Source organism: Nostoc sp. (assembly GCF_036917635.1).
GTDB lineage: Bacteria > Cyanobacteriota > Cyanobacteriia > Cyanobacteriales > Nostocaceae > Nostoc.
Map to the genome: position 1 here is coordinate 1 of NZ_JBALCW010000082.1, position 20,574 is coordinate 20,574.

20 protein-coding genes and 2 pseudogenes are annotated in these 20,574 nt (G+C 40.4%); 10 read left to right on the forward strand and 12 right to left on the reverse strand.

Annotated elements, in window-relative coordinates:
- Nucleotides 1–221 precede the first annotated feature (221 nt).
- Together V7K32_RS19005 and V7K32_RS19010 are read right to left on the reverse strand one after the other, a co-directional pair.
- Entirely contained in the window at nt 222–929 is a 708-nt protein-coding gene (locus V7K32_RS19005; RefSeq protein ID WP_334995366.1) for a diacylglycerol/polyprenol kinase family protein, read from the reverse strand.
- Nucleotides 930–964: 35 nt separating this feature from the next.
- A complete protein-coding gene (locus V7K32_RS19010; protein ID WP_334995367.1) occupies nt 965–2,755 on the reverse strand; it encodes a DUF3685 domain-containing protein in 1,791 nt (596 codons plus the stop codon).
- Between the two features lie 143 nt (nt 2,756–2,898).
- On the opposite strand from V7K32_RS19010, the pseudogene V7K32_RS28835 reads away from it, so the two are divergent.
- A pseudogene (locus tag V7K32_RS28835) lies at nt 2,899–3,979 on the forward strand (pentapeptide repeat-containing protein); the annotation flags it as partial.
- 248 nt (nt 3,980–4,227) lie between these two features.
- On the opposite strand, the gene V7K32_RS19025 reads toward V7K32_RS28835, so the two are convergent.
- Nucleotides 4,228–4,674, reverse strand: coding sequence for a Fur family transcriptional regulator (locus tag V7K32_RS19025; protein WP_334995370.1), 447 nt, complete (start codon nt 4,672–4,674; stop codon nt 4,228–4,230).
- Between the two features lie 649 nt (nt 4,675–5,323).
- Between V7K32_RS19025 and V7K32_RS19030 the strand changes: the two genes are divergently transcribed.
- Nucleotides 5,324–5,809, forward strand: a complete 486-nt coding sequence (locus tag V7K32_RS19030; protein WP_334884651.1) for a CRR6 family NdhI maturation factor — start codon at nt 5,324–5,326, stop codon at nt 5,807–5,809.
- A 622-nt stretch (nt 5,810–6,431) separates the two neighbouring features.
- On the opposite strand, the gene V7K32_RS19035 is transcribed toward V7K32_RS19030, so the two are convergent.
- Nucleotides 6,432–8,012: a B12-binding domain-containing radical SAM protein gene (locus V7K32_RS19035; RefSeq protein WP_334995371.1), complete on the reverse strand. Its 1,581-nt coding sequence runs from the start codon at nt 8,010–8,012 to the stop codon at nt 6,432–6,434.
- Nucleotides 8,013–8,420: 408 nt separating this feature from the next.
- Here V7K32_RS19035 and trpS point away from each other — a divergent pair, with 408 nt between their 5' ends.
- Together trpS and V7K32_RS19045 are read left to right on the forward strand one after the other, a co-directional pair.
- Nucleotides 8,421–9,431, forward strand: coding sequence for a tryptophan--tRNA ligase (trpS, locus tag V7K32_RS19040; protein ID WP_334995372.1), 1,011 nt, complete (start codon nt 8,421–8,423; stop codon nt 9,429–9,431).
- Between the two features lie 58 nt (nt 9,432–9,489).
- Entirely contained in the window at nt 9,490–10,410 is a 921-nt protein-coding gene (locus V7K32_RS19045; protein WP_334995373.1) for a methylenetetrahydrofolate reductase, read from the forward strand.
- A gap of 261 nt (nt 10,411–10,671) precedes the next feature.
- Here the strand turns inward: V7K32_RS19045 and V7K32_RS19050 are convergent, their stop codons facing one another.
- Nucleotides 10,672–10,905, reverse strand: coding sequence for an EF-hand domain-containing protein (locus tag V7K32_RS19050; RefSeq protein WP_334995374.1), 234 nt, complete (start codon nt 10,903–10,905; stop codon nt 10,672–10,674).
- A 228-nt stretch (nt 10,906–11,133) separates the two neighbouring features.
- On the opposite strand from V7K32_RS19050, the gene V7K32_RS19055 reads away from it, so the two are divergent.
- Nucleotides 11,134–11,412: a DUF2887 domain-containing protein gene (locus tag V7K32_RS19055; protein WP_334995375.1), complete on the forward strand. Its 279-nt coding sequence runs from the start codon at nt 11,134–11,136 to the stop codon at nt 11,410–11,412.
- Between the two features lie 75 nt (nt 11,413–11,487).
- On the opposite strand, the gene V7K32_RS19060 is transcribed toward V7K32_RS19055, so the two are convergent.
- The 3 genes from V7K32_RS19060 to V7K32_RS19070 form a co-directional block, all read right to left on the reverse strand.
- On the reverse strand, nt 11,488–11,733 hold the full coding sequence (locus V7K32_RS19060; RefSeq protein ID WP_334995376.1) for a hypothetical protein: 246 nt from the start codon (nt 11,731–11,733) through the stop codon (nt 11,488–11,490).
- Between the two features lie 233 nt (nt 11,734–11,966).
- A complete protein-coding gene (locus V7K32_RS19065) occupies nt 11,967–12,515 on the reverse strand; it encodes a phosphate-starvation-inducible PsiE family protein (RefSeq protein WP_334995377.1) in 549 nt (182 codons plus the stop codon).
- A gap of 88 nt (nt 12,516–12,603) precedes the next feature.
- Nucleotides 12,604–13,524: a tetratricopeptide repeat protein gene (locus V7K32_RS19070; protein ID WP_334995378.1), complete on the reverse strand. Its 921-nt coding sequence runs from the start codon at nt 13,522–13,524 to the stop codon at nt 12,604–12,606.
- A 228-nt stretch (nt 13,525–13,752) separates the two neighbouring features.
- Here V7K32_RS19070 and V7K32_RS19075 point away from each other — a divergent pair, with 228 nt between their 5' ends.
- Both V7K32_RS19075 and V7K32_RS19080 read left to right on the forward strand, forming a co-directional pair.
- Nucleotides 13,753–13,962: a GTP-binding protein gene (locus V7K32_RS19075; protein ID WP_334995379.1), complete on the forward strand. Its 210-nt coding sequence runs from the start codon at nt 13,753–13,755 to the stop codon at nt 13,960–13,962.
- Nucleotides 13,940–14,194 (forward strand): annotated as a pseudogene (locus tag V7K32_RS19080) (elongation factor G); the annotation flags it as partial. The gene V7K32_RS19075 and the pseudogene V7K32_RS19080, both read left to right, overlap by 23 nt.
- 444 nt (nt 14,195–14,638) lie before the next feature.
- Here V7K32_RS19080 and V7K32_RS19085 read toward each other — a convergent pair.
- Complete coding sequence (locus V7K32_RS19085; protein WP_334995380.1) at nt 14,639–14,896, reverse strand: hypothetical protein; 258 nt, start codon at nt 14,894–14,896, stop codon at nt 14,639–14,641.
- A 201-nt stretch (nt 14,897–15,097) separates the two neighbouring features.
- On the opposite strand from V7K32_RS19085, the gene V7K32_RS19090 reads away from it, so the two are divergent.
- Nucleotides 15,098–15,994 (forward strand): SPFH domain-containing protein, encoded by an 897-nt coding sequence (locus V7K32_RS19090; protein WP_334995381.1) that lies wholly within the window; start codon nt 15,098–15,100, stop codon nt 15,992–15,994.
- Between the two features lie 218 nt (nt 15,995–16,212).
- Here V7K32_RS19090 and V7K32_RS19095 read toward each other — a convergent pair whose 3' ends face one another.
- A complete protein-coding gene (locus V7K32_RS19095; protein WP_334995382.1) occupies nt 16,213–16,683 on the reverse strand; it encodes a hypothetical protein in 471 nt (156 codons plus the stop codon).
- A gap of 191 nt (nt 16,684–16,874) precedes the next feature.
- On the opposite strand from V7K32_RS19095, the gene V7K32_RS19100 reads away from it, so the two are divergent.
- Complete coding sequence (locus V7K32_RS19100; protein WP_334995383.1) at nt 16,875–17,525, forward strand: Uma2 family endonuclease; 651 nt, start codon at nt 16,875–16,877, stop codon at nt 17,523–17,525.
- Between the two features lie 113 nt (nt 17,526–17,638).
- Nucleotides 17,639–18,031 carry a nuclease A inhibitor family protein gene (locus V7K32_RS19105; RefSeq protein ID WP_334995384.1) on the forward strand — a complete coding sequence of 131 codons (393 nt, stop codon included), beginning with the start codon at nt 17,639–17,641 and terminating at the stop codon, nt 18,029–18,031.
- Nucleotides 18,032–18,521: 490 nt separating this feature from the next.
- Here V7K32_RS19105 and V7K32_RS19110 read toward each other — a convergent pair whose 3' ends face one another.
- Nucleotides 18,522–19,361 (reverse strand): DNA/RNA non-specific endonuclease, encoded by an 840-nt coding sequence (locus V7K32_RS19110; protein WP_334995385.1) that lies wholly within the window; start codon nt 19,359–19,361, stop codon nt 18,522–18,524.
- A gap of 460 nt (nt 19,362–19,821) precedes the next feature.
- On the reverse strand, nt 19,822–20,328 hold the full coding sequence (locus V7K32_RS19115; protein ID WP_334995386.1) for a DUF6174 domain-containing protein: 507 nt from the start codon (nt 20,326–20,328) through the stop codon (nt 19,822–19,824).
- Nucleotides 20,329–20,574 lie beyond the last annotated feature (246 nt).

Here is a 20,574-nt window from a genome sequence, read left to right on the forward strand (position 1 = left end):
TAGCTAATGCGACTGCCAAGGTTAATCTTTGTTTTATTCGGTTGATGGTTAAGAGGCTTGCTGCACCTTCTTAGATGTCAAATGGGTTCTATAAGAGAGGAACTTTAGTTTTGGGCGGTTTATGCCTAGAACGAAATACCCCTGAGTGGGGAGTAGGGAGTTATAAGTTTGGAGTTGAGCCTTTTAACTCGGACGTTGAGCCTCTGAACTTGGAAGTTGGTTTAAAACCCCTGCATTATTACCCACACTACCCCAGCCGTTACTAGAGGCACACTGAGGTTATCTGTGCCGTGGGGTGAAATTCCCTCTGCTAGGGTGGCGAAAGTAGCAGTTACCACTGCTGTCAACAAAGCCCATCGTAAACCTAAAGGCGTTGCTAGGGGACTCAGTGAGGAACCAGGTAGCAGCAACAACACTAAGAAAATTGCCACTGTACTCGCTACAAACATTGCTGCTGAACCTTCCCAAGAACGCACAGAATTTCCCACTTGGTATTTATGCTGCCCGAAGCGTCTACCAATTAATGCTGCTAGTGCATCACCCCAGGTCATCGCCATTATCCCAGCAACTGCGATCGCAACGCTATCTACTGGCCCATCTGGTCGCCACAGTAGCCCGAAAAGCAGCGTCACTGAAATAGCGAAATAAACTGTACCAGGGGAGCTATCCTGGGTATCCATTGCGCCGATGATTCGGTAGCGGTAAAACAGGTAGTTGAGTCCAATAAAGCTAGCAAAAGGTATAATTCCGATTTCCCAATGCTTAAACAGCAGCAGGACACCGAAAACCCACATCCCTGCACCAATATGGATTACCTTCCGAGTCAAATCCGGCTTCACACCAAACAGCCTACGCAGTCCCTCGCCAATAACAAGCAGACTAGTTGCGTAAATATAAGAAATTGCTAGTCCGATAAAATCATTTGTCATTTGTCATTTGTCATTGGTTATTCGCCTCATCTCCCTCACTTAGATCGATCGCTATTTCGTCTCAAGTTTTTTTCTACTAACGAAACACTACCAATACCTTGAAGAATACCACGACCGATTAAACCTAAACCTCTACCAATTATTTGGGTGAGAATGAAGACTATACCGCTACCAATAAAAGCTAATAGTGATTTTAAACGCGGTGCGATCGCATCACTAAATTCTAAAAGCAATGTCACTACTAAAGGAATATTAGAAAGTTTTTCTAATTCCTGATTTCGAGGAGCATAAACTGATATATTGGCAATACCACGAGGCGCAATTACAAATAGTTCATAGCGACTTTCAAAAATTGCTTTTGGCTCACTTATATAATTTTTTAATCGATATTTCCACGACAAATCATTTCTAAATCGTTCAATCTCTCTTGTGGAAATTAATTGCCGTCCATAAAAATTTTGCTTAATCGCCTCTACATCTGCTAAAGAGTTTAACAGTGGTTGCGCTACCCCATTCGCTACCTGAATCAATAAGTTCTCTAAAATCATTAATGCTTGGGACTTGGCTTCAGCGCTGACTACTGGATAGGAGGTATTATCAATGTTCAATTCTGTTTGAAACATTAGATAGGAATACAATTCCAAAACTAAGGGAATTTTATTAAGAATATCTCTTTGCACAACTTCTATATTTGGCAATAAATAATTAACAATTTCTAAGTTTTGATTTCCTACGTTTATCCGAGAAAACTTGCCAAAAAAAGCTGTAATTGCTGCTTGCCATAACTCGCTTAATAATCTAAATTTGACTTCATATAATTGATTTATCTCTATTTTAGAAGCACGCAATTCATCCAACTGTTCAGCCAGTTTTTGCAAGATAAGATAAAGTAATTCTCGTTTTTTATCTTCACGAAATATGTCAATTTCTAAAGGTATATCTGTAACATTTCTTAAAGGAAGTTGAAGTTTGGTAACACAAGATGCAAATAATGCAGATTGTAGTGTTCCCGGACTAAGTAAAGGTGACATTTGCCTTTGTTGAATGGCACTACTCAACGAAGGATTGATAGGCGGCTCATCAGCAACGAGAATATCTGACTCTTGCTTTTCTTGTGATGAAACCAACAATCGATTTAGCAACCAATGAGCCGCTACCAGTTCTCGCCTCTGTCCAGCTAGAATTGCTCGATCTAATACTGTTAGTCCGGGAACTTGTAATTGTGCTGTTACTGCGGCTAGAGTAGCTTCAATGTGAGAAATTCCTGACAAACGTAAATTATTTCGGAGTCTATATAAAGGGAGGGGGGAATTAGGAGTTGGGAGGAGGGAGTTAGGAGTTAGGAGTGAGGAGTTAGGAGTTGGGAGGGGGGAGTTAGGAGTTATTATTGCTTGCGTGTCGTGGAACCAATAATCACCACTATTTGCAACTTCTTGCATGGCGGCGACTAATTCAGGAAGTGGTGTACCTTTGGGGCAGTAGCCATTAATACCAATAGATTTGGCAGCTAATAGCAGTCCTTGTTCTTGAATAGAACTGAGAAGCAAAATTGGCAGGTTGGGATATAAGGCTTTGAGTTGGCGACAGAATTGTAACCCTAGCTGCTGACTGGTGGTGGAGCGACCATTACCGAATTCCAAAACTACCAAATTTACCTGATTTGGGTCTTCTTTGGCAATTTCTGCTAAAATCTGCAAAGCAGTAGGATCATTTTCTACCACTGCTGTTATCTCTAGGTTAGGAATTGCTTCTAGAGCTACCCGTAATCCCAAACGAAAAATCGGGTCTTGGTCGATTAACAATAATTTTATCGGGCGATCGCTCATAGTCTACTCAGTTACACAAGCACTGTTTTTTACCAATCAGAAAACAACTTTGATACAAAACTTTGTCTTCCCCATTGTTACCTGTTTTCGCAAACTGATAAATCGATCATAATTGCCTTATGCAGCCGTCACTGTGTAATTAAATGAACCTGAGTATTCGGCATTGGTTGGCAGAACGCGATATCGCAATCAATCAAATTAGAGGATTTTTGGCGGGACAATTGGCAGGTATTGCCTACCGGATTGTTCAGGATATGGAAGTCAAAAGCTTGATGCCTTTTGATATCTGTACTTTGGTAGAGGTTTTAGAACTGCCCCTAGCTATTGTTTGGCAAGAAATACAATGTCATTTCCCAATTGACAGCAAACCTGTTGCGTAGCCTCAGCCAAAAAACACTGTTAAAACTTAACGAAAGTACATGGCTAGCCTTTAAAATTGTCTATCTCCAAGCTTTGCAAGCAATTATAGAGCAGGAAGCAAGCCTGCAAAGACCGTGGCTAGACCGAGCAAATATACTCATCGCACCACAGATGCTCAAGGAGGAAGTGGGTATCACCCTCCAAGATCCGCAGCCCCAGAAATACCGTTACCATTGAAGCGAATTATCATTCAGGCGTTAGATGGAAAGGAACTCAAACAATGGTTTCAGCAGTGGACAAAAGTACAATCGTTAGCGATCGCTCAAAATTTCTTTATATTTTTAAAACAGGCGGGCTTATTTAACAGTCAATCAAAGTTAAGAGAATTATTTGTGCTTGTCCGTCAACCCCTGATACTGCATTTGTTGGGCATTTTACACCGAGAGGGACTGCTAGATGATGAACTATTATCCTTAGCTGCTAATAACCGAAAGTCTTCTCTGTTATGGGAAATTCATCATCGCCTGAGTCGATGGTTGTTGGGCTATCCGCTAACTAGCGGTATTAAGAGGATGCTACTGCGATCGGGATTGGCTCATATTCATCAGACTCCAGAAGCGATCGCTAATTTACTCGCTAATCGTCATCCCCAAGATTTACTTGAGCAGATGCAAGCGATCACTCTGAAAATTTTACACTCACAACGTCATCAAATTATTTTGCCTGGTAAATTTAATCCTCTACCAGAGTTTTATTTTAAAATTCGGGATTTAGAAAACGCAGCAAGTGCTTGATTCTCCTAGTAGCGTTGCCCAGCATATTTACAATTTACTGGGTTACGGCATACTTAGCCAAGAAATTGAGTATATGACGAGGGACTTCCAAGAAATAAATTATTCCAATAAACGAACCACAGAGACAAGGCAGCGCGGTCTTGGGGGTTTCCCCCATGAGCGACTGCCGCACAGAGAACGCAGAGAGAAGAAATAGAGAGAGTTTTTGCGTTAGTTTTGGAACATTTTTTTATTTGTCAGTCCCCGATCATGATGCCGATGATGAGACAATTTTTGGCAATAATTATATTGAGGAATCGGGAATCGCTTCATGTCCCCCTACCCCTCTTGCGGGTTACGGTAGCCAATAAAGTTAATACTGTAATCAGTAATCCGCACTCCTGTTTCTTCTTCAATTTTGCGGATTAACTCTTCTGGTAGTTCCACATGGACATCAAGAATTTGATTTGTATCTATACAGTTTACATGACTATGAGAATCACTGATATTGCCGTACAAGCGCCCATCACAGCGTTCAATACACTCAATGATGCCCTGACTGGATAATGCTTCTAAATTTTGATAAACAGAGGTATGACCGATATCTTTACCTTGTTGGTTTAAGCGATCGTAAATCTCTCTGGCAGAAAGATGTTCATTTGCTTGCCAAAGTAATTCCAGAATAAAGCGACGCTGGCGGCTGACGCGCATACCCCGCATTTGGCACTGCTCAAGCGCATCTTCTAGAGAACGAATTGGTTTTGGAGAAATTGTTTGTTTTTGCATATTACAGCTTCTTAACTGTTAAGGAAATTTTCCCATTTAAATGTTTATTGCTTATTTATATGCAATGATATTGCACACGAGCTTTTCACCTGTACTTGTGTTTTGGCTTTTGATGCTGCGGAAGTTACAGGTTGCGATAATGATTTTTTGGATTATTGATGGCTATTTTGACAGACCTTCATCTAAAACAAACTCATTACAACTTTAACTTAAAATTGCTATAAATGTCCACCTTGGGAAAGGCAACGCCTGTCCAAGTAGGCTAATTTTTATCGTGTAATAATTTCTGAGAAAAATTTGGGCATTTATCACATTTACGAATGTAACATTTAAGTGTGGAAATTCAGTGTACGTGAGAGGCGACGCCGAATAGCGGTCACTGAGCGCAGCCGAAGTGAGCGCCGCAGGCATGGCCATCTGCTCATATCAAGCCTAGCAACTAGATGTATATTTGTTATAATTAGCGAAAACTAAGAAAAAATATCAAATAAATTAGAGAAGGTCAGACTTGTGTATAAAACTTGTATAAGTTGACCAATTATCAGCAAAAAAAGTATTAGTAAATAATTTATTTGTAAAGGTCAATCTAGCGTCAATCCTTGAAAGCTGCTACTGTATATTCTCGATCCTACAGTTGAGCATCAAAAAAGTGGCTGCTGAATCAAAGACAATTGCGATCGCACTCAATAATGACTTCATTAACAATCTGGATCTGTCGCCTGCGTCAACGGTGATTGAACAACTGCTGCAAGATGGGGCTGCATCCCATGAACAGCAGCTACGCTTTGATATCAATTATCAACTCGAACCTGGCGATCCCCGGGAACTCTCAGAAATTCCAGAGGTGCGCCTGTGGTTTGTACGCCTAGATGCCAAATACCCCTGGTTGCCATTTTTACTAGATTGGAAAGCTGGAGAATTTGCTCGTTATAGTGCCATGCTTGTACCACACCAGTTCAGTTCCAAAGAAGGCATTCAGTACAATCCTGAAGCCTTAGAAATATTTTTGATGCACAAAATATTTATTTTAGGTGATTGGCTCAAACAACAAAATATCCCCAGCCTCTCGCGGCTAAAGTCTATGGCCCAAATGCTGGGTTATGAATTAGAGGATGCTTTTTTTGAGATATTTTAACGAATCGCAAAAGTCCCCACTTTCAATTTGAAATAGTTTTGCAGTACATCAAATCTCAAGAAGTGCTTAGTCTTCTGTCCCATTAATTTTGCGGGACTGCGAGATCCCCGACTTCTTCAAGAAGTCGGGGATGTGAACACCACGAACCTCTGAAAACTTTTGGGACAGACTACTAGTGGTCTGTCCCATTAATTTTGATGAGTGAATAAGTTCGTAGTGAATTAGTCGCTCAGAGGGGTTTCCCCATGAGCGACTAACAAACCCCACTAGACATCTCCAGAAATTAAATAAATATGCGTAACCTGAAACCCTTGTAGAGACGCGAAATTTCGCGTCTCTACATTCATTGTCGGAGATGTCTATTGGGTAAGGACTTTAGTCCTTGATTTGAGCGCCCAGGCGCTCACTACAAACCAAGCATTGTTGACTTGGCGGACTACTAGAAAATAATTGGAGACTCATCATAAGCTAAAAAACATTTAATTTGCATAACCCTTATTAAACATAACTCTTGTGGGGTGGGCCGAAAAGCCCGCCCAGGATATGCAAGTTTATTTGTGGGACAGCTTATCTCCCTATCCCCACCCTCAGATGAAGGCAGGGTGGAGACTTTTGCGAACTGTTAAATTGTGACTAATGGTTTTTCAACGGGGATAGGCGTAGTCAGTGGATCAAATCCTAACTGCTCAGTAATGCGCTCTCTAGCTAAAAGGCGGTATTCCCAAAAATGCTCACCAGCAGCACATAAACCTAAATACATATTCACGAATTGGGGCTTGGTGTAAAGAATAACCCAAAGCTGTTGCCAAAATTGACCCCGAATTTCCCGCCGTTGCCAACCTTGTCGCCACAGCAAGTGAGCAAGTAGTCGCAGCCCTTTGCCAGGAGGAAAATACATCGTCTGCTGTAGTTGAGGATTAGGTGTAATCTTGAGGCATTGTTCAAAACAACGTCGGAGATAGTTTTTGGGTTCGTACATTCTCCAAATTGCCTCTAAATATTCTTTAGCAACTTCAGCCATCGGACGGGTAGGAACAAAATTCATTAAGGAATTCTGATCCCCCACCTCCAAACCTCCAAATCCTTCTAATAATCGCTCCTCTTTTTTTAGTCTTTCCCAGAGGGCAGTATTGGGAAGGGCTTGCAGTATACCTAGCATCGGTTGAGGAATGCTGGTTTCTTCAATAAAAGCTTCAATTCGCTCCCCAGCGCCAGTTTTTTCTCCATCAAAACCAATGATAAATCCTGCATAGATTAACAATCCAGCTTCATTGATGTTACGACAGGCTTCTAACAAAGGATTCCGGGTATTTTGAAACTTGCGAGTGAGTTGCAGGCTGTCTTGATCTGGTGTTTCAATACCCAAAAATACAGCATAGAAACCAGCTTTAGCCATTAATTCTAATAGCTCAGTATCTTCTGCTAGATTGACAGAAGCTTCAGTCATGAAGGTGAAGGGATAATTGCGTTCCTGCATCCACGGAATTAATGCTTGTAAGAGACGTTTCACATTGCGCTTATTGCCAATGAAGTTATCATCAACTACGAACAGAGATCCGCGCCAGCCTAAGTCATAGAGGGTTTGGAGTTCTGCTAGGGTTTGACTGGGTTCTTTGGTACGTGGTTTGCGACCGTATAAATTGATGATGTCACAAAATTCGCATTCAAAAGGACAACCGCGAGAAAACTGGATTGCCATCATTAAGTATTCATCTCGCTTGAGTAAATCAAAGCGAGGTATAGGGCTTTTGCTGACATCTGGTTTTTCTAGGGCGCGGAAAGTTCCTTGTTCTTCACCTTTGGCGATCGCATCTAAAAACTGTGGAACTGTAATCTCCCCTTCATCTAAAATCAAGTAGTTAGCTCCTGCTTTGTGAGCAGGTTCTGGTACTGAAGTTGGATAAGGTCCACCCACAGCAACTTTTTTCCCCAGTTGCGCTGCTTTGTGAATTTGGGCAAGAAAGTCTTCTTTCTGTGCAAGCATGGCAGAAAGAATTACGATGTCGCACCATTGCCAATCAGCATCCGTTTCTTGGTTAACATTGCGGTCATAAAACCGAACTTCCCAATCTGTTGGTAGCATAGCGGCAACAGTCAGAATCCCTAGCGGTGGAATAACTGCCTTAAGTCCCGCTATTTTCATAAATTCGTCGTAAGACCAAAACGTTTTGGGAAAACGAGGGTAGAGTAAGAGTACTTTCATTGCTGTAGTCCTCTAATTAAATTTTGGTTGGAAAATTTTTTACTTTTGATAAAACTGTATTTTGGATACTGATTGCAGAGATGATGCTACAATCGCACTACCCCTATTCTTTCGCTATCTGTCTTTAGACAGACATTTGCATCGGCAAACGTGATTTTTTCGCAGGATTGCCACCGTTGTATTGAAGGAGGCAGAAGGCAGGAGGAGCAAATCATCCTTTTATCCGACCCTTTTGTTTCGTGAAGAGTTTTTATAGCAATCCGAGTTGAGTTAAAATCTCTAATTCCGTCACGGCGAGTTGACCTGGAAAATGTCAAAATTAAATGAGTTTTGCGTAGGCGCAAAGCGACTTTTCGCCAGACATCGCCACTTTACTAGGGCGGATTTGAGATAACTAAGTTGAAATTTATGGGCAAGCAACGTGTTCTTTCTGGAGTTCAACCAACGGGCAATTACCATCTAGGTAACTATTTGGGAGCCATTCGCAACTGGGTAGAAGGTCAGAGCGAATACGAAAATTACCTCTTTGTGGCTGATTTACATGCGATTACAGTCCCCCACGATCCAACACAGTTGGCAGCTGATACCTACACTCTTGCTGCTCTGTATCTAGCTTGTGGTCTTGATTTAAACCACTCCACTATCTTTGTCCAATCCCACGTTTCCGCCCACAGTGAACTCACCTGGTTGCTCAACTGCATTACACCTCTAAACTGGCTGCAAGACATGATCCAGTTCAAGGAAAAGGCTGTTAAACAAGGAGAAAATGTGAGTGCAGGCTTATTGGATTACCCTGTGCTAATGGCATCTGATATTTTGCTTTACCAAGCTGATAAAGTGCCAGTGGGTGAAGACCAAAAGCAACACTTGGAGTTGACACGGGATATTGCAGCTCGGTTAAATCACCAATTTGGTAAACCAGATCAACCAGTTCTAAAGTTACCAGACCCTTTAATTCGTAAGGAAGGGGCAAGGGTGATGAGTTTAGCGGACGGTACACGCAAAATGTCGAAGTCCGATCCTTCAGAGTTAAGCCGAATCAGTTTGCTAGATCCACCAGAACAGATTCAATACAAGATTAAGCGTTGCAAAACCGATCCGGTTCGTGGGCTGACTTTCGACGATCCGGCGCGTCCAGAGTGTAATAATTTGTTAACGCTGTATACATTGCTTTCTGGTAAAACCAAGGAAGATGTAGCCGCTGAGTGTCAGGATATGGGCTGGGGGCAATTCAAGCCATTATTGACAGAGACGATAATTGAGTCTTTGAAACCAATTCAAGAAAAATATCAGTCGATAACGGAGGATAAAGGCTATTTGGAGTCTGTGTTGCGGGATGGAGGGGAAAAAGCTAGAGCGATCGCAAATCAAACTTTATCACAAGTAAAAACTGCTTTAGGTTACTCTCTTCCTCTATAATTTGTCCCTTTTCGGTGTGATTGGCTATACCATTTAAGAAATTGAATTTCTTAATTTTATGCATCACACCCATAGCCCCACAGCCTTTCGCAAAGCTGTACAAGCAGGTGAATTTCTAATTACCGCCGAGGTAGCGCCGCCGAAAGGGGGAGATCCAGCGCACATGATTCAAATGGCGGCGACTCTTAAGGGAAGGGTTCATGCTGTCAATGTTACTGATGGTAGCCGCGCAGTATTACGGATGTCTTCGTTAATGGCGTCGGTGATTTTGTCACAAAACGGTATAGAGCCGATTTGTCAAATTGCTTGCCGCGATCGCAACCGCATTAGTTTACAAGCTGATTTGATGGGCGCTCATGCCTTGGGCATACATAACATTTTAGCTTTGACTGGCGACCCAGTAAAAGCGGGCGATCATCCAGATGCCAAATCAGTGTTTGACTTGGAAGCCGTGCGACTGCTGCAACTGATTCGGAAGATGAATCAAGGCGTTGATTGCAACGAGAAACCTTTAACTGATGGAGCGTTAGATTTATTTGTTGGTGCAGCAGTAGATCCACAATGTAACAGTTGGTCGGGTTTGCAAAGTCGATTTGAACGCAAAATTGAAGCCGGAGCGCAGTTTTTTCAAAGTCAGTTAATTACAGATTTTGAGCGGCTAGAAAAGTTCATGGATACTATTGCTGCTGGCTATAAAAAACCAATTTTGGCAGGAATTTTTCTGTTAAAATCGGCAAAAAATGCCCAGTTTATTAATAGATGTGTTCCGGGTGTAAATATTCCCCAACATATTATTGATAGATTGGCAAAAGCCAAAGATCCTTTTGAGGAAGGGATAAAAATCGCCGCCGAGCAAGTGCAAATAGCGCGGCAATTGTGCCAGGGTGTGCATATGATGGCGGTGAAGAGAGAAGATGCGATCGCACCAATTTTAGATTTGGCTGGGGTTGCTCCACTTAATCAGTTGGTATCCAAGTAAACAAATTGATGGATTTTTTTATTAAAGCAGATGGGAGCAACCATCTGCTTTTTTTAACGCCGAATCAGATGCCTGATTTTTCACGGTATCTGGAAAACCTCACTTCTATTTCTCTCTTCCTTTAAGGAGAGAGACTTTGAATTTTCCCCCTTAGAGGGTCGGTAAGGGGGTTAGGTTAATCGTTAGCTTTTCCACATGATCTGAATTGTCAGAATCAGACGCGGATACACTATTGCGGAGGTAGCTTTAATTTTTTGACTACTAGGTTAAATTATTTGCTTTCTCAACTGCTCCCTTTAACTCTTCAAAGGTAATACTACCGTCTTGGTCTGAATCATACTGTACTAGTAACTCCTGGGGACTACTGGTATTTGTTTCTGATATGATGATTGCACTTAAGCCAGGACTTAAAAAAAGCTCATTAATGGAGACTTTGCCGTCTTGATCGCGATCTAATTTATTAAAAAGAGATTGAAGCTCTTGCTCGGTTGTCATAAGTTTCTATCTGAATTAATCTTTCAATTTAATATCTCAAAATCTTGACAAAGACGCAAGGATAGTTAGTACAGTTAAAGTGTAGTCTGTGATACAGGGTCTACAGTCTGACAATGAAAATCAATCGGCACAATATTCTCACACAGCAAGAAATACAGCTAATTTTCAGTGATGGCTTAGACAACGACCACGATACCTGCGGCGGGCTACGTCTACGCACTTTGTTTGGTGTCTGGGCGTGCTGTTGTCATCTATCCGCAACGAAGTTTAGATCCAAACGATCGGCTACCATATAAGTTGCTGCTCCTCGGTTCACAAGTGCAACGCATTTATCTAGATGAATTAGATACAGGTGAGAACTCAGTTCAAGTTGCGATGGTTAAATTAATTATCGAAAGGGAAGAGACAGCCCCGGTTGTTGGCATTGGGGTTGAGTGTGGAACAAGTGGCGGTGGCTCTCGATTTGACAGTGGAGCAAGTACAGCAAGTAGCCCAGAATCAGTCTAGCTGATAGTGGGCGATGCTTGCGTCTAATATAATCAGCAAGTGCGTAGACTGCGCCTACGCACTTCAAAACTTGGGTTACATCTTACCGTGTTGCAGCACTTGTTGTAGATGTTGGCGAATCTCTTGTGCGTGTTCAATATCAGATTGGCGCAATTTTTGGAACAACTCTACACAAGGCTGAGAACCTACTTGTTCTGCATCTTTAATGTAGGTATCGTAAGCTTTAACGGCTTCTGCCTTGTTGTGCAAAATGGTGACAAAATCGTATTCCAAATCGCTAATCGCTTGTTGAGATTGTCCGTTACCTGTATTTGTAGTCATTGCTTAAACCTCTTTTAGAATTTCTAATTAACTTTATACTCACCCTTAAAGAGCGATTCATCTTCCAAAAAGAGTATATTTCAATACGTCGGAAGTACCTTGCAAAAGTAAGTTATACCATTTTAGATTTTAGATGCATCCAAGTTACTGATACAACCTTAAGCAAAGGAGTGGAGAGTAGGAAAATACTTTTTCACCACTCCCCACTCCCCACTCCCCATTTTCATAACAATTTATCCAAGCGGTTGATTTTCATCACATTGACGTGAATACTGGAATTCCAACTCATTTTGCCGTTCTCTACCTCCCCTATACGCAACCGGACAAAACTTAGTGTTAGCGCTCATACAATCCATGTGTGGCGTTTTAGCACATACCACAAGTAATCCACCCAGAACAAACAACAAACCACAAATTGCAAGCGTATTAACCCAATAAATTTCTAGCGCTCCGTGAACTACTATTTCTCGCAGTAGAGATACAATTGTTACCTCAACTGCCACTCCCACAGAAATACTATGTTCTTGCAAATAGACCATTAATAGTCGGAATAATTCGACTAAAATCAACACAAATAGTATTTTTGCAGTCATATGTTGATAGTCTAGTGGCTGCGTGATGGCGATCGCTATCCCCCACAATTGGATTATCATGACGGCGAACAATCCCAAACACAAAACAATCACAATTAAGTCTTGAAAGGCTTCCATGTTGCGAACAATTGAGTGCCGATCAAGCCAGCGATCGCTAAATAAAAATCGACTTTTCTGGCGCTTTTGCATGTACATTTTTTCCAATCGGGACAACTTCAGACAACACCAGCAAGTCAACCCAATAATTTTATATTATGCAATATTAAGCTTTTGTACATCAGCGAGGTTTGTAATTTAAATTTTGTGCTTGTTGCAACAATTGCTCGGCATTTTTCGCCCACTGAGGATTCTTCTGAGCATTATATAAATCTCTAGCAAATTGCAATACTTGTACTGCATCCCCATATTGCTGTAACTGCATAAAAGCTAACCCTGCACCATAATAAGCGTTGGGATAGTTAGAGTTAGCTTCGGCTGATTTTCTAAAAGCCTCTAATGCCTCTTGCAACTTGCGTTGCCCAAACCAAATTGAGCCGAGATTGTAGTAAGCTTCTGGATACTTCGGATTAATTTTTACTGCCTGATTAAAAGATGCGATCGCTTGATCGAGTTTGCCTTGTTGGAGATAACACATCCCTATATGATAAGGAGGCTCTGGTGCATTTTTGCTATATTCTATGGCTTTTCTAAAAGATGCGATCGCTTGCTTACAATCTCCTTGCTGCTCTCGTACCAATCCCAAGTTATAATGGGCAAATCCGAGTTTAGGATCGAGTTCTAAGGCTCGTTGCAAATAATCGTTAGCTAACTGTAAATTATTACCCTCTAACAACGCTCCACCTAAATTAGCAAAAGCTGGAGCAAACTTAGGATCGGCTTGCGTCGCTCGATAAAATGCATCCGCAGAGGGTTGCAATTGTCCCGTTTGTCGGAATGCTAACCCTAAATTATAGTGCGCTGGTGCCAATGTCGGATTTAGTTTAGCTGCTTGTTTGAAGGCTGCGATCGCATCTTGTACCTTTCCCGCCTGAATTGCTTGTAAGCCTTGGTTTAACCAGTCTATAGCAGTTTTACCATTAGATTGTGCCAGCTTTGAGGGAACAGGAGCAGATAGAGAAACAGAGGGAAAGGTAATACTAACAAGCAGCATCAAGCTTACTAACCCGGCTATGCGATATTTAAAAAATGATTTTCCCATTGATTTTCTGACTTGCAATACCTTCAGTTAAATTTACTTTATAAAAAGTTTTTTACAAAAATTTTTATTTCGCCATAAAAACCGGTTTTTATTAAGTTTTATTAAGGTAAATCTTACAACAGGCTACAATTTTTTTAAATTTAGATTAAAAGGAGCATAATAACAAATTAAAGAAGGGGTAATTTTGACTCCATAGAAGCACTTTTTATCCCTGATATATACACAATCATGCGGTTAGGAAAGACTTACCGCAAGGGAGGTTTTATAAACGAAAAAGTAAAATCGGGTTCGCGGAATGTTGCAATTGTCGGGCCTTATTTAAGTGGAAAAACCACTTTACTAGAAAGCTTGTTATTTGTCACAGGGGCAATTTCTCGCAAAGGGAGTGTTAAGGACAACAATACAGTAGGAGATAGTGCTGCAACTGTTGAGTGGTAGACGGGGGCAAATTTTAGGTTATGAGGGCAGAAACGATTGGTCGGGCTGGGATAATATCTCTGCATACTTGCCACAAGCAGAGATGCAAAACTTTATTGTAAAGCTGCGATCGCTCACCTTGGGTCTTGGTTCCTTCCACTGGGAATATGACCATCTCCAAGAAGTGCCAGAAAAGCTTGCCGAACGTGTTATTCATAACAATGGTAATGGTCCTAACGGCAACGGCAAGTAATTTTGGATTTTAGATTTTAGATTTTGGATTAGGGACTTCAAAATAAAAAATACCCAAAAAACTGCCGAAAAAACTCTCTCCTGCTTATTCCTCTGTGTTCTCTGTGTCTGGAGTAGTTCGTTTATTTGAGTAATTTATTTCTTGTCAGTCCCTTAATCTAAAATCAACACTAGCCCGGAACTTGAAGTTTCGGGTTAATTGACTTGACTGCTGGGGTATTCTGAATTCTATCTTCTGACTCCTTCTCATATAAGGCTTTACCAGAAACATATTTAATAAGGATATTTGCAATCAACTATTTATCGGGTTCAAGTTCTTCCTGCTGGCTAGCAACTTCAAGCCAATCCTGAATCGCATCTTTAAGTAAGTGCGATCGCGCGTTCCTGTTTTGCGGTATCCAGTGGATCGTAGATGTAAACGAGAATGTTGGTATCAAGTAAAATCCTAACGTTCATAAAGGTCTTCACGCTGCCAATCCCGACCTCCAAGTTGAGCAGGTCGAGTTTTGATTTGATCAATAAATTCTCTTTCGGCTTCCCACATTGCAAGATTGGTTTGGCGTGCCGTTATTTCACCAAGATGAAGGTCAATGGCTTGGCGAATAATCTCTGCTTCACTTACACCCGCTTGTTGGGCGATCGGTTTTAGCAGATGTTCTTGACGTGGTTCAATATAAATCTGCTTACGAATTTTGCTCGACACAATTTACATTATACATTACTTGTTTGGAAAGTGCGATCGCACCAAAGCTGAGATTCCCGAACTTTCTAAGAAATTGGGAATCTTTTTCAATCTATCAAAGGATTCGTAAACCACTAACTTTTGTGAAACAATATTAGTTTCATAAAAGCCTTTGGGAATTATGTAATTAAGTATATTCGTCCTAATTACACAAAACAACTCATGGGCTTTATAGTCTCTCTTCTAACTACCCTAATTGCAATTCTTGTTTATCTCAGTACAGGTAGGATATCTGATGAAAGGTCACGTTTAGCAATACGCACAATTATAATATTGATTGGCAGTATTGCAGTACTCAATTCTATTTCTAGACTTTTGGTAATTGTCCCACCTGGTAATGTCGGTGTCGTCAACTTGTTTGGTGAAGTTTCCGAAACTACTCTTAATCCTGGTGTTCACTTGCTTAATCCCTTTAGCAAGGTGCTGAATTTTTCCACTCGCATTAAGGATGTAAAAGAAAATGTAGATGCAACATCTCAAGAAGGTTTGAGCCTAAATCTTGATATCAGTCTTCAATACAAACTCGATCCGCAAAAGGCAGCTACAGTATATAAAACAATTGGAACTGATGAAACACAACTGGTGATTTCCAGATTCCGCTCTACTGTCCGCGCCATCACGGCTAACTACCCAGCCAGTGCTATTTACTCTACCAAACGCCAAGAAATCGCCCAAAAAATTGATCAACAACTCACCCAAGAGATACCCGCTTTGGGTTTCATCGTAGAGGAAGCTCTTTTAAGAAACGTCAAAATGCCTGATACTCTACAAGCTGCAATTCAAAACAAACTCAAGACAGAGCAAGAAAATCAGCAGATGACATTTGTTTTAGAGAAAGAGCGTCAAGAGGCAGAACGAAAGCGTATTGAAGCGCAAGGTATAGCTGATTCCCAAAAAATTATCTCTGGTGGACTTACCAACCAAGTCCTACAATTACGAGCAATTGAAGCCACAGAAAAGCTAGCTCAATCTAATAATTCTAAGCTTGTAATTATTGGTTCTGAAAAAGGTGCAGTGCCTATTCTGATCCAGCCAGAAACAGGAACCTCAAAGCCTTAAAATTTTCTTATTAGGTTAATGGGTTGACAGAATTTCAATTGTATGAGCTATACACTCTACATTATTTACTAGTAAGGTGCGTAGGCAATGCCTGTCGTAGGCATCGCTCACTCTCGGCGTTAGTTCTTTCCACTGGGAATATGACCATCTTCAGGCGGCAAGTAATTTTGGATTTCTTTAAAATCAAAGCCCTACACTTAAAGGTACAGGGCTTTTTGTTAATTAATATTTAATAGGTTTTGGACGTGCTGTTGAAACGTTAATCCTTCTGTGTTCCACCGTTCTTGGAATCCTTGTATATTTTCCAACTTTATTGCTTTTCCATTGGGGGGGAAATTAATATCATAACCAAATACTGTATTCTTATCTGGAGGATGATCCCAATTATCCGTCATCCAAACTACTTGGACAATCCGATAAATATTAAATTCATCTCCAGCATTTTTGTCAAGAGAGAATTGCTTATCCAGTACTTTTACAATGTGCGTTACTTTACTACGTTGTCTTAAAATTATGAGTTCATCTTGTTGTGGAGTACTGGCACTTATTTTGTCTCTACCTTGAAAATTTCTCCAGTGTAAAGCGAAAATCTTTAAGTCTGGATATATGGTAGGTATACTGTGATAAGCCCAATGTTCACCATCTATAGGTTTTACGTTTTTAGTCCAAATTAATCCATTTAAATCCATAACTATTTTTCAATGCTGTTCTAATAGAGAAGCTATAGCTATAGTTATAGTTTTCCCTGAAATATAGCTCAACTAACAACAATTGTTTTTTGAATATCTTGTTAAAAGTTTAGTAGTCTAACATTATTCCTTGCTACGATAGTCTCATATTGGCTTTTGCAAGCTTCAACATGAAATTTCAATGGTAAGTAATGGTAACACTTCAATTACGACAATTAAGTGTTCCGCCGGGACATAGAGTAATACTCCACGATGTTAGCTGGCAAGAATTTGAGGCAATTTTAGAAGAACTTGGCGACCATCGAGCCGCTCGATTGGCTTACAGCAAGGGAACTTTGGAGATGAGAATGCCATTACCAAAGCATGAGAAAGCCAAAGTCATCATTGGGGATTTGGTGAAAATTCTACTTGAAGAGTTAGAAATTGACTGCGAAACATTTGGCTCAACCACTTTTAAACGTGAAGATATGGCTTTCGGTGTAGAACCTGATGACTCTTTCTACATTCAAAATCATGCTCAAATGATTGGTAAAGAGCGAATAGACTTGACGGTTGACCCGCCACCTGACCTTGCAATTGAAGTTGATGTTACTTCTAAAACTCAACTGGATGCTTACGAAGTATTGCGAGTTCCTGAACTGTGGCGATATGAAGATGGTAAGCTACAAATTAATATTCTTCAGGATGGCAAATACATTGAGTCTGAAATTAGTTCTACTTTTCCCAACTTGCCCATTATTGAAGTAATTCCCCGATTTATCGAACAAAGCCGAACTTTAGGTAGAAGTCCAACACTTAGAGCATTTCGTAAATGGGTAAGAAAGCAAATCACCGAAACTTAATGTAATTTTTTCTCCATCCGCGCTAAATTTCCTACGCAATGGTCGAGTTGTTTTATTCCCACTTTGCTGCTATTTGAATGATACAGTATGAGCGTTGCTAAAAACTGATAACTATGAGCGGCGAGATTGTCGAAAAACTAAAGCAAGCTAGTAGTGGCTTGTTAATGATGAGCGAATCAGATTACCCTTTTGAGGTTGTTCAGTGGAAAGGTGCTGCACCTGCAACACAGGAGAAAATATTACAGCTAACAGGTTCTCAAGACTTGCCAGTAGAAATAGTAGACTTAGACTATCTCTTTCGTAATTGTGCATTTGAGCAAGAGTGGCACAATAAATTACAGAAAAAAGATGTAAAAAAATTTCAAACACTTATTCAGACGCTTAAAGATAATCTTAGTGACATCAGGGTTTATCGTGTTGGGCAAATAAATATTGACGCCTACATCATAGGACAAACTAAAGACGGTGACTTAGCTGGAGTAGTAACAAAACTGGTTGAAACCTAATAAACAGTTTGGAAATTTATCTAAGGGACTTCCAAGAAATAAATTATTCCAATAAACGAACCACAGAGACAAGGCAGCGCGGTCTTGGGGGTTTCCCCCATGAGCGACTGCCGCACAGAGAACGCAGAGAGAAGAAATAGAGAGAGTTTTTGCGTCAGTTTTGGAACATTTTTTTATTTGTCAGTCCCTAAATAAAAGCTTAGTACTCTGTCAACCCCAAAATGACGGGTGAAGGTGGGGAGTAGGGAGTAGGGAGTGGGGAGCGGGGAAAGAGTTTTTTCTGTTTCTCAAATGTCTTTATATTCGTCAAAATGTATTTGACAGACTACTAGCCGCACAGATGGCTAGGCTTTCTCATTTTTGAAATAGATATCTCCAGAAATTAAATATGCGTAACCTGAAACACTTGTAGAGACGCGAAATTGCACTTCGTGCCGCTACGAAGAAAGCGTCTCTACATTCATTGTCGGAGATGTCTAATTATCCCAACTTATAAATTATCAACTTGCCCTTCTATTACAGACTGAATAGATGTTGAGACTTCTGAGAGAAAATTGTATCCAGTTAGGGATTCTAATGAGTCAACGCTAACCCGATAGTTTCTCCAATTCGCTGTTCGCACCCCTTGCATATTGGGAATATTGACAGCAATTACTCTTGTGCTGGTTGTCACGCCAGCAAGACCTGAACCTGGATTATCCAGTACAAGAAGAATTTTCCAAGTTGTATTAGGGACTTGAACCCGTCCATTAGCTATTGTATAGAACCTTCCGTTTGACCCAGTACCGCCCATCCCATATCCACCAGATATGATGTAGAGTTCTTTACCCTGTCCTACTAAAGTTCTGGCATATTCCTCTAAGTTTGCCCAAATTCCCTGATTGTTATCTGGGGCTTGAGCAATCATGTTGCTCATTAAAAAGGTGGCAGAATTATTGGTAACACTATTAGTTCTGTCACCACTAGGTGTCATGTGACCACGATCAAACCCACTTCCACTAAAATCGGTAGATTGAACTTGATAGCACCCAGAAGGAAGTGTTGTATCAGCCCGAAAATTATCTTGCCTTGGTGTGCTACCTAACCAACTACTATTCAACTGCCAAGACACCCAATTTGCTCTACCTATTGAGCAGTTGTAACCAATTACATACTGTGGTTTTACCAGCAAATAGTTATTTAGGCTAGAAGTTCCCGCATTGCTGGGGTTGCCAAGGGTTAGGTGAACACTTACTGATGACTGGGCTGGTACGATCTTTCCCAACCCAATTATCAATAAAACTACTACCACAAATGGTATCAGAAACTTGAAAATCTTGGTTTTTTTCACGTTTTTGTACTTTTGATTGCAAGAACAGTGGACGAGTTCTTCACTTCAATATCAAGCATTCAGTGATACAAAAATAAAGATTTTTGTAATGGTAAATATGTAGTGACACAATAGCTGGAAATCTTTGTTCGGCAAGAGTTAACAATCAACAAATCACTATACCACTAGTTTGATCAGGCAGGAGCGATGTCTACGACGGGCTACGCCTACGCTCAACATTTGGCATCCCTATACTAAGATTTATACATCTAATTACCAACACCAATCTTTTTTCTTAGAAGAAATTTAATTAAATGCCTGTAAAACTCAAAAAATTAGGAATGTCATTCTGAGCGGAACGCAGGGGAGAGAAAAATTTAACCAGATGTTTCGCTCCGCTCAAGATCACAATTTCAGTATTTATGCAAGATTAAGGTAAGTATACCTATTGTCTTAATCTTTAATTTTCTCTTTGCAGTCGCTATTTAATTACCTTAAAATTCTCAATTGTGAGATATTTTTCTTCATCAGCTATCTGACTATTGTAATCGATATCAATTTGGGTTGGATAGCCGAATCTAGCATTGTACCGTACATTCAGGCTGAAGGCTTTACGGTTGATAGCATCTTGAATCACATCAAACAGTTTAGGAATTGTGTTGTAATTTTGAAAGTATTCTCGATTAACTGGTTTACCTGTAGCTACAGAAGTGATGGAAGTTGTTTGACCATTACGTACTTCAATTACTACTGGCCCCCTAGCATCGCTTATACAAAAGCAACTATTGCTAAGTTCATAACGATAGTTGGAAATATTTTGCTGATTCCAGAAACGGCGATTAAATTCTAATCGCTTTTGTAATTGCTTTAAATTCAAGTTATTCTTCGGTGGCGATTGTGCTATCTCTATGGGAGATTTAGACATTACTGGTAGGTTCAGTCCAAAAGATAGCAATAATCCGGCACTGATAATCATAGGTAAACGCATATCAAGCCCTTGGATTTCAAAAGTATTATGTATGTATTATATATATTAATTCATCTACTTATTTAAGGACACTTTATATTTTTATTAAAATTTATCAGTGGTATACAAGGGCAAATAGCAAATTTATGACTCTACGGAACTGGTTGCTGAGTGTAGTCTATAGCTAAATCAGATCCGATGTAATCGCATACACGCAAGAATATTTTCTCTATGGCGTAAAATTTTTACTGTAAAAAACAAATGTTT

What these genes read in the sequence shown, in the direction of transcription:
- V7K32_RS19005 (WP_334995366.1), bottom strand. Translation starts at nt 929, where the DNA reads ATGACAAATGATTTTATCGGACTAGCAATTTCTTATATTTACGCAACT.
- V7K32_RS19010 (WP_334995367.1), bottom strand. Translation starts at nt 2,755, where the DNA reads ATGAGCGATCGCCCGATAAAATTATTGTTAATCGACCAAGACCCGATT.
- V7K32_RS19025 (WP_334995370.1), bottom strand. Translation starts at nt 4,674, where the DNA reads ATGCAAAAACAAACAATTTCTCCAAAACCAATTCGTTCTCTAGAAGAT.
- V7K32_RS19035 (WP_334995371.1), bottom strand. Translation starts at nt 8,012, where the DNA reads ATGAAAGTACTCTTACTCTACCCTCGTTTTCCCAAAACGTTTTGGTCT.
- trpS (WP_334995372.1), top strand. Translation starts at nt 8,421, where the DNA reads ATGGGCAAGCAACGTGTTCTTTCTGGAGTTCAACCAACGGGCAATTAC.
- V7K32_RS19045 (WP_334995373.1), top strand. Translation starts at nt 9,490, where the DNA reads ATGCATCACACCCATAGCCCCACAGCCTTTCGCAAAGCTGTACAAGCA.
- V7K32_RS19050 (WP_334995374.1), bottom strand. Translation starts at nt 10,905, where the DNA reads ATGACAACCGAGCAAGAGCTTCAATCTCTTTTTAATAAATTAGATCGC.
- V7K32_RS19060 (WP_334995376.1), bottom strand. Translation starts at nt 11,733, where the DNA reads ATGACTACAAATACAGGTAACGGACAATCTCAACAAGCGATTAGCGAT.
- V7K32_RS19065 (WP_334995377.1), bottom strand. Translation starts at nt 12,515, where the DNA reads ATGCAAAAGCGCCAGAAAAGTCGATTTTTATTTAGCGATCGCTGGCTT.
- V7K32_RS19070 (WP_334995378.1), bottom strand. Translation starts at nt 13,524, where the DNA reads ATGGGAAAATCATTTTTTAAATATCGCATAGCCGGGTTAGTAAGCTTG.
- V7K32_RS19075 (WP_334995379.1), top strand. Translation starts at nt 13,753, where the DNA reads ATGCGGTTAGGAAAGACTTACCGCAAGGGAGGTTTTATAAACGAAAAA.
- V7K32_RS19090 (WP_334995381.1), top strand. Translation starts at nt 15,098, where the DNA reads ATGGGCTTTATAGTCTCTCTTCTAACTACCCTAATTGCAATTCTTGTT.
- V7K32_RS19095 (WP_334995382.1), bottom strand. Translation starts at nt 16,683, where the DNA reads ATGGATTTAAATGGATTAATTTGGACTAAAAACGTAAAACCTATAGAT.
- V7K32_RS19100 (WP_334995383.1), top strand. Translation starts at nt 16,875, where the DNA reads ATGGTAACACTTCAATTACGACAATTAAGTGTTCCGCCGGGACATAGA.
- V7K32_RS19105 (WP_334995384.1), top strand. Translation starts at nt 17,639, where the DNA reads ATGAGCGGCGAGATTGTCGAAAAACTAAAGCAAGCTAGTAGTGGCTTG.
- V7K32_RS19115 (WP_334995386.1), bottom strand. Translation starts at nt 20,328, where the DNA reads ATGCGTTTACCTATGATTATCAGTGCCGGATTATTGCTATCTTTTGGA.